Origin of the sequence: Natrinema amylolyticum (assembly GCF_020515625.1) — an archaeon.
GTDB lineage: Archaea > Halobacteriota > Halobacteria > Halobacteriales > Natrialbaceae > Natrinema > Natrinema amylolyticum.
The window spans coordinates 608,630-622,113 of record NZ_JAIWPJ010000002.1 but is presented as its reverse complement, the minus strand read 5'-3'; the positions used below and the strand labels follow the sequence as shown (position 1 = coordinate 622,113).

Below are 13,484 nucleotides of genomic sequence, written 5' to 3'. Positions count from 1 at the left end.
GTATAGGGGTTGTGTGGTACGAACGACCGTGACGTTCCGCCCCATCCTTTAGCTGGCAGCCCTGCGTACTAAGCGGTTCGTCGTGGTCGGTTCCCGCGTGTCTATCGAGAGTACGAATCCGGCGACGGGAGACGTGGTCGACAGCTTCGAAGAGACGTCTGACGAGGAGCGAGACGAACACATAGCGCGAGCGACCGAGACCTTCGCGGAGTGGAGCGAGACGCCGATCGAGACGCGGCAGCGACTCCTGGCGAAGGCGGCCGACGTTTTGCGGGAAAACGAGGACGACTACGCCCACCTGATGACCGAGGAGATGGGGAAGCCGATCGGGCAGGCCTACGACGAGGTCGAGAAATGCGCGTGGGTCTGTGACTACTACGCCGAGACCGCCGCCGAACACCTCCAGGACGAGGTCGTCGCGAGCGACGAGAGCGCCCGTACCGTCGTCGCCTACCAGCCGCTCGGCCCGGTGCTGGCGATCATGCCCTGGAACTTCCCGTTCTGGCAGGTGTTTCGCTTCGCGGCCCCCAACCTCGCCGCGGGCAACGTCGGCCTGCTGAAACACGCTTCGAACGTGCCCGGCTGTGCGCGGGCCATCGAAGACGTCTTCGAGCAGGCGGGGTTCCCCGAGGGCGCGTTCACCTCCCTCCTGATCAGTTCCAGCGAGATCGACGAGGTGATCGAAGACGAGCGCATCTCCGCGGTCACTATCACCGGCAGCGACGGCGCGGGCCGATCCGTCGCCGAGACTGCGGGCAGCCAACTCAAGAAGAACGTCCTCGAGTTAGGCGGGAGCGACCCGTTCGTCGTGCTCGAGGACGCGCCGATGGACGAGACGGTCGAGACGGCAGTCCAGGCGCGGCTCATCAACAACGGCCAGTCCTGTATCGCGGCCAAGCGATTCATCGTGGTCGACGACGTCTACGACGAGTTCGTCGACCGGTTCGTCGACGAAATGGAGGCCCAGACCGTCGGCGATCCGATGGACGAGGGCACCGACATCGGCCCGCAGGCCCGCGAGGACCTCATGGAGGAGCTCCACGAGCAGGTCGAAGAAACGGTCGATCAGGGCGGCGAGATTGAACTCGGCGGCGAGCCGATGGACCGCGACGGCGCGTTCTATCCGCCGACGGTGATCACGGACGTTCCCGAAAACGCGCCCGCCGATCAGGAGGAACTCTTCGGTCCCGTCGCGACGGTCTTCCGGGTACCCGACGAGGAAGCCGCGATCGAGAAGGCCAACGACACCCGCTTCGGGCTCGGCGCGAGCGTCTGGACCGAGGACTTAGAGCGCGGCGAGCGGGTCGCCCGCCAGTTCGAGTCCGGGCTGGCGTTCGTCAACGAACTCGTCAAGTCCGATCCCCGACTCCCCTTCGGCGGTGTGAAGGACTCGGGCTACGGACGGGAACTCTCGAAGCACGGCATCCGCGAGTTCGTCAACACGAAGACGATCTGGGTCCAGCAGGACGCCGGCGACGAGACCGAGATGGTCGAGTGAGGAACACGAGGCGGCTACCGGTGCAGAATGCGGGTAACCGACCGAGCCGAAATCGAAACCGGTAGCGCGACTCGGATCGCGCGATTTCCCGGATCGGGAAGTCTGATCGAGGTCAGTCACCAGTGCGCGTCTCGAGTCCGGAACGACGCCATGCTTTTGTAGGATCTGCGTGATTTCGAACGCATGACGGGACTGTACTACGAGGAGTTCGACGTCGGCGAGACAATCGAACACGAGCGTCGGCGGACGATCTCCGAGAGCGACAACCAGCGCTTCTGTGATATGACGATGAATCAGCAGCCGCTGCACCTCGACGCAGAGTTCGCGGCCGACACTGAGTTCGGCGAGCGCCTGGTCAACGGCCTCTACACGATGTCGCTCGCGGTCGGAATCTCGATTCCGGAGACGACCGACGGGACGATCGTCGCGAACCTCTCCTACGACGACGTCGAGCACCCGAATCCGGTCTTCCACGGCGACACGATCCGAGCGCAGTCGACGGTCACTGACAAACGCGAGACCAGCGACGGCGAGCGCGGGATCGTCACCATGCACGTCGAGGCGTTCAGAGTCAACGACCGTTCCGAGAGCGACGCGAACGAGGCTTCGTCGGACGAGTCCGACAACCCGGACGAACCGCTCGTCTGCGAGTTCGACCGGACCGTCCTCTCGCTGAAACGCGAACACGCTGCCGCCGACGGAGACGGGGCGTGATCGCGATGGCCACCGACTCCGCAGCGGGAGCCGCCGAGGGGGACCTCGAGTGGCTCTCGCTGGACGACGACGAGACAGTAATCTGGGCCGGCGGCCCGGATCGACGCACACTCATCCCGGCGTTCGTAATCGGACTCCCGCTCTCGATCGTCCTGATCGGACTCCTCATCATCGCCAGCGAGTACCTCCGCGTGACGAACACCCACTACGTCGTGACGAACCGCGCGCTGTACGCGAAGACGGGCGTGCTCTCGCGGGACGTCAAGCGGATCGAGCACGGGAAGGTTCAGGACATCTCCTACAGCCAGAGCGCGCTGGGGGCCCACTTCGGCTACGGCACCGTCGAGGTCAGTACCGCCGGCGGCTCCGGCGTCGAGATGGCGTTCAAATCGGTTCCCGATCCGCGGGGCGTCCAACAGCGCATCAGCGACCGACTCAAACGCGAGCGCGGCGAGTCCGGTGACGACCGGACGAAAGACGACGTCCTCGAGGAGATCCTCACTGAACTGCGGGCGATTCGGACGGCCGTCGACGGCGGTGACGGTAACAGTGACGGCGATAGTAGCGGTCAGTCCACCACCGAGACCGGGTCGACCGTTCGGGGGAGCGACGACCACCACTACGAGTATGACAGAGACCAGTCCGTCTGAGCCCGACGCGGAATCGGAAGCGAGCGCCGACAGCACGCCGCAACGCGACGATTCGTCCGCGTCCGTCCCGCCGTGGCTCCCGCTCGAGGAGGGCGACCGCGTCCGCTGGCAGGCGGGGCCGCGGATCCAGACCGTCCTCCCGTGGGCCGCCGTCGCCGTCGTCGGAACGGTGGTCCTCCTGGCCGCCGTCGCCGTCGCGGTGCTGCCGGTCCTCGCGCTCGCCGGCATTCCGGCCGTCGTCGCACCGGCGCTGTGGCAGTACGCTCGCGTCTCGCGAACGGCGTTCGTCGTCACCAACGGGATCGCTGCGACGCGACGCGGTGTCCTCGGGCGAACCGTCCGGATCGTCTCCCTCGAGCGGATCCAGAACACGACCGTCGAACAGGATCCGATCGGTCGATACGTCGGCTACGGCACCGTCACGATCGAGACCGCGGGCGGCCGGACGCTCCGCTTTCGGAATATCGAGAATCCGGGTGAGATTCGCGACCGACTCGAGGCCGAGCGCGACCGACTGACCGGCAGCGAGATTCTGGGCGGACGCGACCAGTGGGAAGCCGTCCTCACCGAGGTCCGGGAATGGCGGCGGGTTCTCGAGCAGAGTTCGTAACTGACGCGCCCTCGAGCGCAACCCGTAACCGACGCGCCCACGAACGCAACCCCTAACCGACGCACCGATCAGCGGACCTCGATATCGCCGTTCATCGTGGACTGGTGCGGTTCACAGGCGTACGCCGCTAGCTCCTCGCTCGCGGTGAATTCGATCCACTGTCCCGCGGCTGACTCGGTGACTACGTCGGTTTCGTGGTCGTCGACGACGTCCCCGTTCCCGTCTCTGAGCTGAATGTTGTGCGGCATCCCGTTCCCCTCGGACCAGCCGATCTCGTACGATTCGCCCGACTCGAGGACGAGCGTCGGGTTCTCGAGGTCCGCGATCCCCGCCGGTGCGACGCCGACCCAGGCGACGGTCTGTGCGCTCAGCTCGATCCGCGTTCCGGGCTCGATTTCGACGCGTTCGTGGCCCGTGTCCTCGAGATCGTCGACCCACTCGGGTTCGTCGACGGTCGTCGCTCCGAACCCGTCGTACTCGAACTCGACCTCGAGTGCGGCGCGTTCGTCCGCTCGCTCCACCGTTTTGCGTATTCGAAAGCGATGGATTCGACCGTCTTCGCCGACGAGGATCGTCCCCGTCTCGTCGATCGAGTCACCGCGGGGCCGCTGCGTGTCTATCTCCGTCACTTGAACCGCGTGGACGGACCCCGCCTCGATCGTCTCCGGACCGTCGTAGTCGCCGTCTACGTTCCGTACCCAATGGCCGATCGTCTCGAGTGACATCTCGAGAACCCCCGCGGCGGTACGGTGGGTCAGCCGGCCGTCGTCGCTCGTCGCGCCGCGATCGCCGTCGATGTATATTCGGTGGTCCGTTTCCCGCCCGGCCCGGCCGTCGTCCGCGATCTTTTCGACGCGCTCCGCGTCGGGCTCGGCTCGGACGGCGAACGACTCGGAGGACACCGTCCTCCACTGCTCGGTCGATTCGTCCGTCCATCGAGTCCGAGCCGTGTACTCGCTGGCGAACGACGTCGACGTCACTACATCACTGTGGGCGTCGAACAGCATCTCCGCATCGTCGATACCGGCATCGCTCAGCCCCGGTGGGAAGTCGATGTCCGCCGGTTCGCGGTCCGATTCTTCGGGGGAATCGGAGCCGTCGGTGGAATCGCTGAGACAGCCCGCCAGTCCGACGACGCTGAGCGACCCGCAGCCTCGGAGCCACCGTCGTCTCGACACGGTTCGATCACTTGTCATATAGCTATGGTTACTCATTACAGTGATAAATTCACTGATGAGAGCACCGACTTCGAGCGGCCGGCCGATCGGATGGACGGAGATCCGATCCTCGAGAGGGAACGACGGTCAGAGAACGCTCGAGATCGTGTAGACGTTGAGGATCGCAGCGGCCAGCCACGGCACCGCGAGTCCGGCCGGAACGATCGGGCGGTACTCCCGCTCGAGGAGGAGCCGACAGACGAGCCCGACGCCGATCGCGAACGCCTTCAGCGCGAGCATCCCGGCCAGCCCGTGGCTCTCGATCGCTCCGCGAGCCGCCGGGTTCGACTCGGAGAGTCCGACGTGGAGGCCGACGAACGTCGTCACGACGTCGGCGGCCAGCGCCAGGAGGACGACCCCCCAGAGCAGTCGCTCGAGGTCGACCGGCGTGACGTCGCCCGGGAGGCGGTGGCGCAGGAACGCGCCCTCGGAACTCATAGGCTCCCCGCCGGAGTCGAACCGGATCGTCGTGCCCCTGGGAGCACGCATCGGTTCGCCCAGGCGAGGTATTGTTATGGCAGGCGTAGGACGATCCCCGTCGCGAGTAAGTGCTCATAACTTCCGGAACGGTCGCTCGGCTCGAGCGATACGGTGCAGACGACGGTACGATCCGGTGCAGACGACGGCGCGATACGGTGCAGACGACGGCGCGATACGGTGCCGACGACGGCGCGAAAGACGGCGGCGGCCGCTCAGAGGATCGTGCCGTGTTTCTTGTCCGGAAGCGACTTCTCGACGTCTTCGTAGAAGTCGAATCGGGCGGCCAGTTCTTCGCGCAGCGTGCTCGGCGGGACGATCTCGTCGATGACGACCTCGCTGGCCATCCGGTGGATATCGATGTCCTCACGGTACTCTTCGCGGAGTTCCCGTTCCATCCGTTCGCGCTCCTCGGGGTCGTCGACCTCCGAGAGTTTGCGCGCGTAGACGGCGTTGATCGCCGCCTCGGGGCCCATGATCGCGATCTCGCCCGACGGGAGTCCGATGACGCTCTCGGGGTCGTAGGCGGGGCCGCCCATCGCGTAGATGCCCGCGCCGTAGGCCTTGCGGACGACGACGGTCTGTTTCGGGACCGTCGCCGAGGAGGTCGCGTAGATCATCTTCTTCCCTTGCTCCAGGATGCCGTCTCTCTCGACTTGAGATCCGGCCATGAAACCGGGCGTGTCACAGAGGTAGAGTAAGGGGATGTTGAACGCGTCCGACTTCCAGATGAACTCCGCGGCCTTCTCGGCCGCGTCGGGGAAGATCGCACCGGCGCGGTGGGCGGGCTGATTGGCGACGATGCCGATCGGACGACCGCCGATTCGAGCGTAGGCCGTGACGATCTCCGGCCCGTAATCGGGCCGTAACTCGAAGTAGGAGCCGTCGTCGACGATCCGATCGATGACGTCGGTCATGTCGTACCCCTTGTTCGGTCGCTGGGGAACGATGGCGTCGATCCCCTCGGGGGACTTGGCGGGGGCCGTCGGCTCCCGTTGTGGCGGCTTCTCGTCGGCGTTGTCCGGCAGATACGTGACGAGTTGTGCCACGAGCTCGCGGGCGTGTTCCTCGTCCTCGGCGATCAGGTCCGCCGACCCCGATTCGCGCATGTGGACCTGCGGCCCGCCGAGTTCCTGCAGATCGACGTCCTCGCCGGTGACCATTCGGACCATCCGCGGGGAGGCGATCGCCATCGCGGACATCCCCTCGACCATGATCGTGAAGTCCGCGAAGACCGGCGTGTAGGCCGCTCCGGCGATGCTCGGACCGTAGAGGACGCAGATCTGTGGCACCCGCCCGGAGAGCATCGAGTGGTTGTAGTAGTACTTCCCGATCCCCTCCCGATTGGCGAAAAAGCCCGTCTGCTGGTCGATCCGGCCGCCCGATGAGTCCATCAGATAGAACACTGGGTTCCCCGTCTTGAGCGCGCGCTGTTGCATTCGGAGGAACTTCTCGACGCCCTTGGCGGCCATACTGCCGCGCTTGACCGTGTAGTCGTTGGCCATGACGTGGACGTCCCGCCCCTCGAAGGTCGCCGCGGCCGTGATGAGCCCGTCCGCCGGCAGCCGGTCGTCGGTCTCCTCGTCCGCGTCCGCCCCGCTCGGATGCCAGTCGTCGAACGCCGCGAACTTCCCGTCCTCGAAACGTAACTCGCTGTCCTCGCCGGAAAACCACAGCTCGAGCCGATCGCGGACGAACAGCTTCCCCTGCTCGGGCAGTTGCTCCCTGTACTTCTCGGGGCCGCCCTCGAGGATGTCCGCGATCTCGTCTCGCAGTCGCTGCTCGCGCTCGGTCGGCCCAAGTTCGCCGTCGTCTCTGTCGTCACCCCCGTCAGGACCGGTGGCCGACCCGCCGTCGGCCGGCAGATCGGACTCTGCCCCGATTTCGTGTACCGCCGTCGGTTCCGACTCGTCGCCGCGGTACACCTCGACCGTCTCGCCGACGTGCTCCGCGAGGGCGGCCGCGATCGCCGTCGCCTCGTCGTCGTCGGCTCCAGCCGCGATACGAACTCGCATGCTACGTGCTGTGTCGGGCGATCACATACCGTTTTCCCCGATTCGCGATCGCTCGAGCGGTCGGTCCGTCGGCTCGGCGGCGAGCGGAGAGGAGGAACGGAGAGTCGGTCCGCGCCGACGGGATCGCCGCTGATCACCGGCGTTCGCCGCGAGGGGAGGAGGGGTCGCGGTCGCGGCGCGGACCGATCAAGAGTGTGTCTGCCTCCGTGGTCACCAGCACGGAGACAACGCGTACTGAACGGAGAGACGACACGAACGCTCGCGTTCAGTCGTGCAGCCATTATATGGCGTATTTCCGTCGGGGTGGTCGCGCTCTCGGAGACCGGTCGTCGATCCGCTCGGCTGAGCGGGAGCGCGATGACCGTCATTTGGCGGGTACGATATCTTCGGCGGCACCTGCAGGCAGAATCGGTTTCATCGAATTTGCCGTTCCTTTCAACGGTTATCCCGTGTCCGTGAACAGACGCTTTGGCGGAACGGGGCGCAACGCGACCGAACACCTGAACCGCGGCATGTCGGAGGCGCATACCGAGCGTCTCGTGCAGCGGCTCGCAGCGCTTCGCGACCGAATCGAGGACGGAATGGACCGACGAGAGTTCCTGCGTACTGTCGTCAGCGGCGGGTTCGCCGTCGGAATGGCGCAGTGGCTCGGCGTCGATGACTTCCTCGCCGCCGACGACGGCGAGGTCCCCGTCGTCACCGCCCTCGTTCGAGACGATCCCGACGATCCGTGGTCGATCCGGGAGCGGACGCGTTCCGTCCCCGCGAAGTGGTACGCCGCCGTCGAGAAGGCGTTCGAACTGAACGACCGACTCGCCAGAACGGCCTTTACCGGCTATCTCGGCAGTGCGGTCGTTCCGGGCGACTACGAGAGCGGGACCGCCACCGTCTCCGTCGGCCTCTCGAGCGACGGTCACTCCCTCGGCGAAATGCTCGAGGAGCTGGCGGAGGGAATCGATATCGACGCCGAGACGATCATCGACGTCGAGGAGATACAGGACGGGCCCGAGTCCCGGGAGCCCAAGCTCGCCGACGCGTCGATCGCCGACGGCGTTCCGAGCGGTGTCGCCTGCGAAACCCCCTCGAGCATGGCCACGCTCGGACCGGCGCTGTACGACCCCGACGATCGGAAGCGCTTCTTCGTGACGGCGGACCACGCCTTCAGCGATACTCGCGACTCGACCGACGAGACCCTCGTGTTGCCGCGCGAAGGCAACGACCCCATCGAACTGGGACGGGTCGATCGCTTCCATCCCGTCGCGGACATCGCCACCGTCGAACCGAACGGCTGGGTCGAGCCCGCGAGCAGGATCGACGCGCCGTCGCGCCCCCGCGTCCGCGGCCAGTTCACCAAGTTCGGGCTGGCCGATCTCGTCGCCCGCGACGAGGACCTCGAGAAGGTCGGCGCCCTGAGCGGCCACACGACGGGGAAGATTCAGGGCATCGACGCGGTCACCTGCTTCACCGACGATTTCTGTCGCCGCGGACAGATCCGCTGGGGCGGCGAGATGGACCTGACTGACGGCGACAGCGGCTCCGTGAGCTATCACCGCGACCCCGAGGGCGAGGCCGACGACGTGCTCGTCGCGGGGTTCAACAACGCCCGCACCTGGTGGCCCGGACAGAGCTACGTCTGGGGCGTCGGTGCCTATCGACTGACCGAGGAATATGGCTATTACTTCTGACTGCCGTCGACCGACCCGCTCTCGCTCGCCCGACAGATCCCCGGAGGTCCGGCGATGAGTAACGATACCGCCCGAAACGCTCGGTCCGACCGCGGTGTCGTCCGGACCGTCGTGAGCGGGGCCATCCGGCTCCTCGGCGATCTGCTCGCCGTCTCGCTGTGGGTGCTGTTTCTGACCCTCCTCTTCCTCGAGACCGGCTGGCCCCGCTGGGCGTTCTACGCCATGCTCGTGGTCGGCGTCGCGGTCTACGTGACCGTGACGGCGGCCTGGACGAGAGACGGCGACGACTGATTCGCGGATGTGAACCGAAACGCCGCGATAGCCCGCGAGTCCTACGCGAGCGCGGCCTCGAGTCGCTCGATCAGCTCGTCGTTGCCGACGTGGACCGGCGTCCGGTCGTGGAGGTCGTCGGGCTCGACGGCGAGCAGCGACTGCGTCCCGTTCGAGGAGCGACCGCCGGCCCGCTTGACGACGTAGCCGATCGGGTTCCCCTCGAACTGGAGCCGGAGCTTGCCCTCGGGCCGGGACTCGAGCGCTGGATAGCCGAACGTGCCGCCGTAGCTGAGCACCTGATTGACGTCGCCGATGAGCGCGCCGCCGTAGCGGAGTTTGAGCTCCGATTCGATCTCGCGGGCGTACTCCCGAAAGTCGTCGGGCCAGTCGGGGACGCGGCCGCCGAAGCCGTAGACGACCGGCTTGTCGGGCAGGGCGAGATCGCGGTCGACGATCGTCCGCTCGCCGCCGGAGAGTTCGTACTCGGTGACGATGTCGTCGGTTGCGATCACCATCGTCGTGATCGGCCCGTAGAGGACGAAGCCGGCGGCGACGAGGGTCTCACCGCGAGCGGGGAGCGCAGCGTCGTAGACGCCGAAGATCGTTCCCATCGTGTTGTTCGATTTGAGGTTCGAGGAGCCGTCGAGGGGATCCACCGCGACGGCGTACGCGGCCGAATCGGCGGGATCGTCGCCGCAGTCGACGACGTCGGCTCGCTCCTCGCTGGCGTACTGGCCGACGCCGTCGATCCCGGCGATGCGGTCGCCGAGCAACTCGTCGGCCCAGACGTCGGCCTCGGCCTGGGTCTCGCCGCTGGGGTTCTCCTCGTCGACCGTTCCGCGGCGGCCGATCAGTCCCTGCCGGATCTCGGTCGCCGAGCGACCGATCGTCGCCACGACGCTCTCGACGACTGGGTCGGACACCGTCATCCTATTCGGTGGCCTCGAGTGCGGCGTCGGCGGTCGCCTCCTCGTAGATGACCTCCTCGAGCGCGTCGAGGATCCGCGTCGGGTCCTCGCGCTGCCAGACGTTGCGACCGACCGCGAGCCCGCTCGCGCCGGCGGTGACGGCGGCCTCGACGGTCGAAAGGAAGTCGTAGTCGGAGGTCTTGGAGCCGCCGCTCATGACGACCTTCATGTCGCCCGCCGCCTTGCAGGCGTGTTCCATGGCGTCGGCGCTGCCGGGGTACTTGACCTTCGCGATGTCGGCACCGACCTCGAGGGCGATGCGGGTCGCGTAGGAGATCGTGCTCGGCTTGGTGTCGTTCTTGAGCCCCTGGCCGCGGGGATAGGACCACATGACGACGGGGAGGTCGTACTCGCGGGCCTTCTCCTGGACTCGCCGGAACTCCTCGTACATCTCGACCTCGTGGTTCGAGCCGCTGTAGACGGTGAATCCGACCGCGTCGGCACCGATCTCGGCCGCGTAATCGACCGAACAGTTGATCGCCGAATCGGGCTCGCCCATCCACATGTTCGACGTCCCGTTGAGCTTCAGGAGGAGATTGACGTCGTCCTCGTAGCTGGGATAGTAGCCCTCCGCGATCCCCTTCTGAACGGCCATCGACGTGACGGCGTCGTGGGTCGCCGTCTCGAAGACCGTCGACGGATCGAGTTTCTCCGGTACCTCCTCGAAGTCGACTGGACCGTGCTCTAACCCGTGGTCCATCGCCAGAATCAGTGACTTGCCGTCGCGAACGATCGGAGAGTCGTCGATCGGAATCATCTGTTAGACGGTCCAACAGGCCGCTATAAATCTCTGATGGTCCGAGTTATCGAAATTGAGTATAAGAGTAGTAAGCGCGCCGATTTCGACCGATACTCGTGATTCGTGACTGACTGATCACTGCCGATTTGCGACCGACCGATTACTGCCGAATTTCGGTTCGAAAACGCGACCGTTTGGCCTCGTCTCTCGGTCGCCGGTCGGCCAACCCGTCCGCTCTGTAGTCCCCTTCGAGTCGTTCCTCCTCGAGACCGTCGAGTGCGCAGTGAGAAGCACCGAATTCGCGGCGTTGAGTCGCTCGGTTGTCGGTCCCTCAGCCGCCGAGTAGTTCGCGTGCGTTGTGTCGCCACGTTCGGACGGACAGGACCTCGAGATCGAGCGCGCGGGCGACCTCGAAGGCGCTGATCGTCGCCAATCGTTCCGCCGAGCGGATCCCGGCTTCGGCCAGTTCGTCGGCGTCGTCGGGGCCGACGCCCGTTACCGCCGTCACCGGCGTCGGCTTCGGCCATGGCCGCTCCGACGGCTTCTCCCGGCCGATCGCAGCGACGGGCGATTCCTCGTACTCGAACGACTGCCAGTCCTCGTCTTCGCTGACGGCGATCCACTCGCGCTCGGCAGCGCCGAGCCCGCGGACCGCGTCCGAACGCCGATCGAGGTCGCCGTTGCTCTCGAACGACCAGGGCAGTGAGAGCCGCGTGCGAACGGCCTCCGCCGTCGCCTCGTCGACGCCCGCGTCGAGCAGCGTTCGATAGGAGTGCTCCTTGTTCGAGACGGCAGTGGGATCGACGCCGGCCGCCTCGAGCGTCTCGCGTTGGTCGGCGTCGATTCGCAACCCGCTACCGTCGCTCTCCCCCTCCTCGTCGGTGTCCGTGTCTCTCACGACAGATTTCTTGCTCACGCGATTCACCGCTTACCCGTATCTCACACCGTTTCGCCTTGAAAGTTACTGCCGAACGAGGTGTCCTCGGGCAATCGCATCGCGACGCTGTACATGCGTCCCGTCGATTCCGCGCCGATCGCCGCCGCGAGCCGGTCGCTCTCCGCGGTCAGCCGCGCCGCGAGATCGTCGGGGAGCCGCGCCGCCGCGCTGCGTGCCGCCTCGGCGTGTGCCGCGACGTGGCCCTCGGTCCACGGAACCGGTTCCAGCAGCGTGCGCTCTCGGTCGAACTCCCACCCGTAGCCCGCGAACAGCCGCCGGAGCATCGCCGCCGGATAGAACGTCAGCGCGGGTCGCCCGTCGGCCAGTTCCCGCGTCGCGTTCTCGAGGGCGAAGAGGTCGCGGACGGCGGCGTCGTCGGGCAGCGGCGCGTAGTCGTCGACGACGAGGTGACAGCCCGGCGTCGCGACTCGGGTCAGTTCGGCCGCGACCGCCGACAGCGCCGCTGGCGGGAGCACGTTACAGACGGCGTGAGCGGTGACGAGGTCGATCGAGTCGGTCGACAGCGGGATGTCGCGCAGGTCTGCCGTCACCGCGGCGGTCCGACCCAGTTCGTCGCGGCCGATCCGTTCGCGGACCGTCCGCGCGTGGCCGTCGTCGTTCGTCACGGCGTAGACGCGGGCCGCGCCCGCCGCGAGCAGGCTCGCGGTCGCGTTGCCGACGCCCGCGCCGGCCTCGAGACACGTCGCCCCCTCGACCGGCCGGTCCTCGAGGGCGGCCGTGACCGTCCGGGGAACGTCCATCGGATCAGTGGTGGAGCTGCTCGGGCACGGGGCTCTCGTCGTGACGAACCGCTTCGATGAGCGAGCGCTGGGCGGCCTCGTCCATGCCGTCGTAGCGACTGGCCGCGTCGAGCACCATCGCGACGAGCTTCGGATCGCCCGGGTTGATGACGCTGGTCAGTCCCTGTGCGGCGGCGAAGTCGAACCGCGCTTCGATTTCGGCGGGCGAGTCGACCGGCTCGTACCAGTTCGCGTAGGGGCGGTCCGCCACGGGCAGTTCGTCGGTCGACGGCCACGACCCCTTCGCGAACGCCTTGATCCCCAGCGTGCCGATGTCCTCCGCCTCGGCGCGCTCGAGAACTGCCTCGTAGTCATGGTCGGCGTCGTCCTTGCCCGCGACGACGGGGTTCATCGGGAACATGACCGTCTCGAGGTCGTCGATGCGGTCGATTGCGTCTTCGATGAGCTGTGGGTTCCCGTGGCTGGTGAGGCCGATGTGGCCGATGAGTCCCTCCTCTTTGGCCTCCCGGAAGGCCTCGAGCGCGCCGTCGTCGCCCGTGATCGTCTCCAACTCCTCGCGGTACTCGAGCCCGTGGACCTGATAGAGGTCGATGTGGTCGACGCCGAGGCGGTCCAGCGAGCGCTCGAGTTTCCGTTTGGCGCCCTCGTAGCCTCGTTCCTGCGTCTTGCAGCCGAGGAAGATCTCTTCGCGGTGCTGGCGGAGCTTCGGACCCAGTTTCAGCTCCGCGTCACCGTAGGTCGGCGCGACGTCAAAGTGGTTGACGCCGTGGTCCAAGACGAGCTCGACCATCTGGTTCGCCCCCTCCTGCTCGAGCCAGTTGAGCGCGATGGCGCCGAAGGTCATAACCGTGCTGTCGTGCCCGGTCGCCCCCAGAGTACGGGTCTGCATACGGATGCCATCGGCGCTACTTCACATAAACGTACAGTATCGAACCTCGCT

The 13,484-nt window shown here is 66.6% G+C and carries 14 protein-coding genes; 6 read left to right on the top strand and 8 right to left on the bottom strand.

The window, feature by feature from the left end:
- Positions 1-97 precede the first annotated feature (97 nt).
- The 4 genes from LDH66_RS13305 (at position 98) to LDH66_RS13290 (ending at position 3,472) form a co-directional block, all read left to right on the top strand.
- Positions 98-1,498 (top strand): NAD-dependent succinate-semialdehyde dehydrogenase, encoded by a 1,401-nt coding sequence (locus LDH66_RS13305; protein WP_226481555.1) that lies wholly within the window; start codon positions 98-100, stop codon positions 1,496-1,498.
- Positions 1,499-1,681: 183 nt separating this feature from the next.
- Positions 1,682-2,212 carry a MaoC family dehydratase gene (locus LDH66_RS13300; RefSeq protein WP_226481554.1) on the top strand — a complete coding sequence of 177 codons (531 nt, stop codon included), beginning with the start codon at positions 1,682-1,684 and terminating at the stop codon, positions 2,210-2,212.
- Between the two features lie 5 nt (positions 2,213-2,217).
- Positions 2,218-2,862 (top strand): PH domain-containing protein, encoded by a 645-nt coding sequence (locus tag LDH66_RS13295; RefSeq protein ID WP_226481553.1) that lies wholly within the window; start codon positions 2,218-2,220, stop codon positions 2,860-2,862.
- Positions 2,840-3,472 carry a PH domain-containing protein gene (locus tag LDH66_RS13290; RefSeq protein ID WP_226481552.1) on the top strand — a complete coding sequence of 211 codons (633 nt, stop codon included), beginning with the start codon at positions 2,840-2,842 and terminating at the stop codon, positions 3,470-3,472. The genes LDH66_RS13295 and LDH66_RS13290 overlap by 23 nt, the downstream gene beginning before the upstream one ends.
- 68 nt (positions 3,473-3,540) lie before the next feature.
- Here the strand turns inward: LDH66_RS13290 and LDH66_RS13285 are convergent, their stop codons facing one another.
- The 3 genes from LDH66_RS13285 to LDH66_RS13275 form a co-directional block, all read right to left on the bottom strand.
- Complete coding sequence (locus tag LDH66_RS13285; RefSeq protein ID WP_226481551.1) at positions 3,541-4,668, bottom strand: plastocyanin/azurin family copper-binding protein; 1,128 nt, start codon at positions 4,666-4,668, stop codon at positions 3,541-3,543.
- Positions 4,669-4,776: 108 nt separating this feature from the next.
- Positions 4,777-5,127, bottom strand: a complete 351-nt coding sequence (locus LDH66_RS13280) for a DUF5658 family protein (protein WP_226481550.1) — start codon at positions 5,125-5,127, stop codon at positions 4,777-4,779.
- A gap of 254 nt (positions 5,128-5,381) precedes the next feature.
- Positions 5,382-7,181 carry an acyl-CoA carboxylase subunit beta gene (locus tag LDH66_RS13275; RefSeq protein WP_226481549.1) on the bottom strand — a complete coding sequence of 600 codons (1,800 nt, stop codon included), beginning with the start codon at positions 7,179-7,181 and terminating at the stop codon, positions 5,382-5,384.
- 512 nt (positions 7,182-7,693) lie between these two features.
- Here LDH66_RS13275 and LDH66_RS13270 point away from each other — a divergent pair.
- Together LDH66_RS13270 and LDH66_RS13265 are read left to right on the top strand one after the other, a co-directional pair.
- The gene (locus LDH66_RS13270) at positions 7,694-8,866 is read left to right on the top strand and encodes a hypothetical protein (protein ID WP_226482014.1); all 1,173 of its coding nucleotides are present in this window, start codon (positions 7,694-7,696) and stop codon (positions 8,864-8,866) included.
- Between the two features lie 54 nt (positions 8,867-8,920).
- Positions 8,921-9,157 (top strand): DUF8119 family protein, encoded by a 237-nt coding sequence (locus tag LDH66_RS13265; protein WP_226481548.1) that lies wholly within the window; start codon positions 8,921-8,923, stop codon positions 9,155-9,157.
- A 41-nt stretch (positions 9,158-9,198) separates the two neighbouring features.
- Here the strand turns inward: LDH66_RS13265 and LDH66_RS13260 are convergent, their stop codons facing one another.
- The 5 genes from LDH66_RS13260 to LDH66_RS13240 all read right to left on the bottom strand — a co-directional run bounded on the left by LDH66_RS13260 (position 9,199) and on the right by LDH66_RS13240 (position 13,433).
- Entirely contained in the window at positions 9,199-10,068 is an 870-nt protein-coding gene (locus tag LDH66_RS13260) for a class 1 fructose-bisphosphatase (RefSeq protein ID WP_226481547.1), read from the bottom strand.
- Between the two features lies 1 nt (position 10,069).
- A complete protein-coding gene (locus LDH66_RS13255) occupies positions 10,070-10,864 on the bottom strand; it encodes a class I fructose-bisphosphate aldolase (RefSeq protein WP_226481546.1) in 795 nt (264 codons plus the stop codon).
- Positions 10,865-11,177: 313 nt separating this feature from the next.
- Positions 11,178-11,771 carry a hypothetical protein gene (locus tag LDH66_RS13250; RefSeq protein ID WP_226481545.1) on the bottom strand — a complete coding sequence of 198 codons (594 nt, stop codon included), beginning with the start codon at positions 11,769-11,771 and terminating at the stop codon, positions 11,178-11,180.
- A gap of 14 nt (positions 11,772-11,785) precedes the next feature.
- Positions 11,786-12,544, bottom strand: a complete 759-nt coding sequence (locus LDH66_RS13245) for a class I SAM-dependent methyltransferase (protein ID WP_226481544.1) — start codon at positions 12,542-12,544, stop codon at positions 11,786-11,788.
- Between the two features lie 4 nt (positions 12,545-12,548).
- Complete coding sequence (locus LDH66_RS13240) at positions 12,549-13,433, bottom strand: aldo/keto reductase (RefSeq protein WP_226481543.1); 885 nt, start codon at positions 13,431-13,433, stop codon at positions 12,549-12,551.
- Between the last annotated feature and the right edge of the window lie 51 nt (positions 13,434-13,484).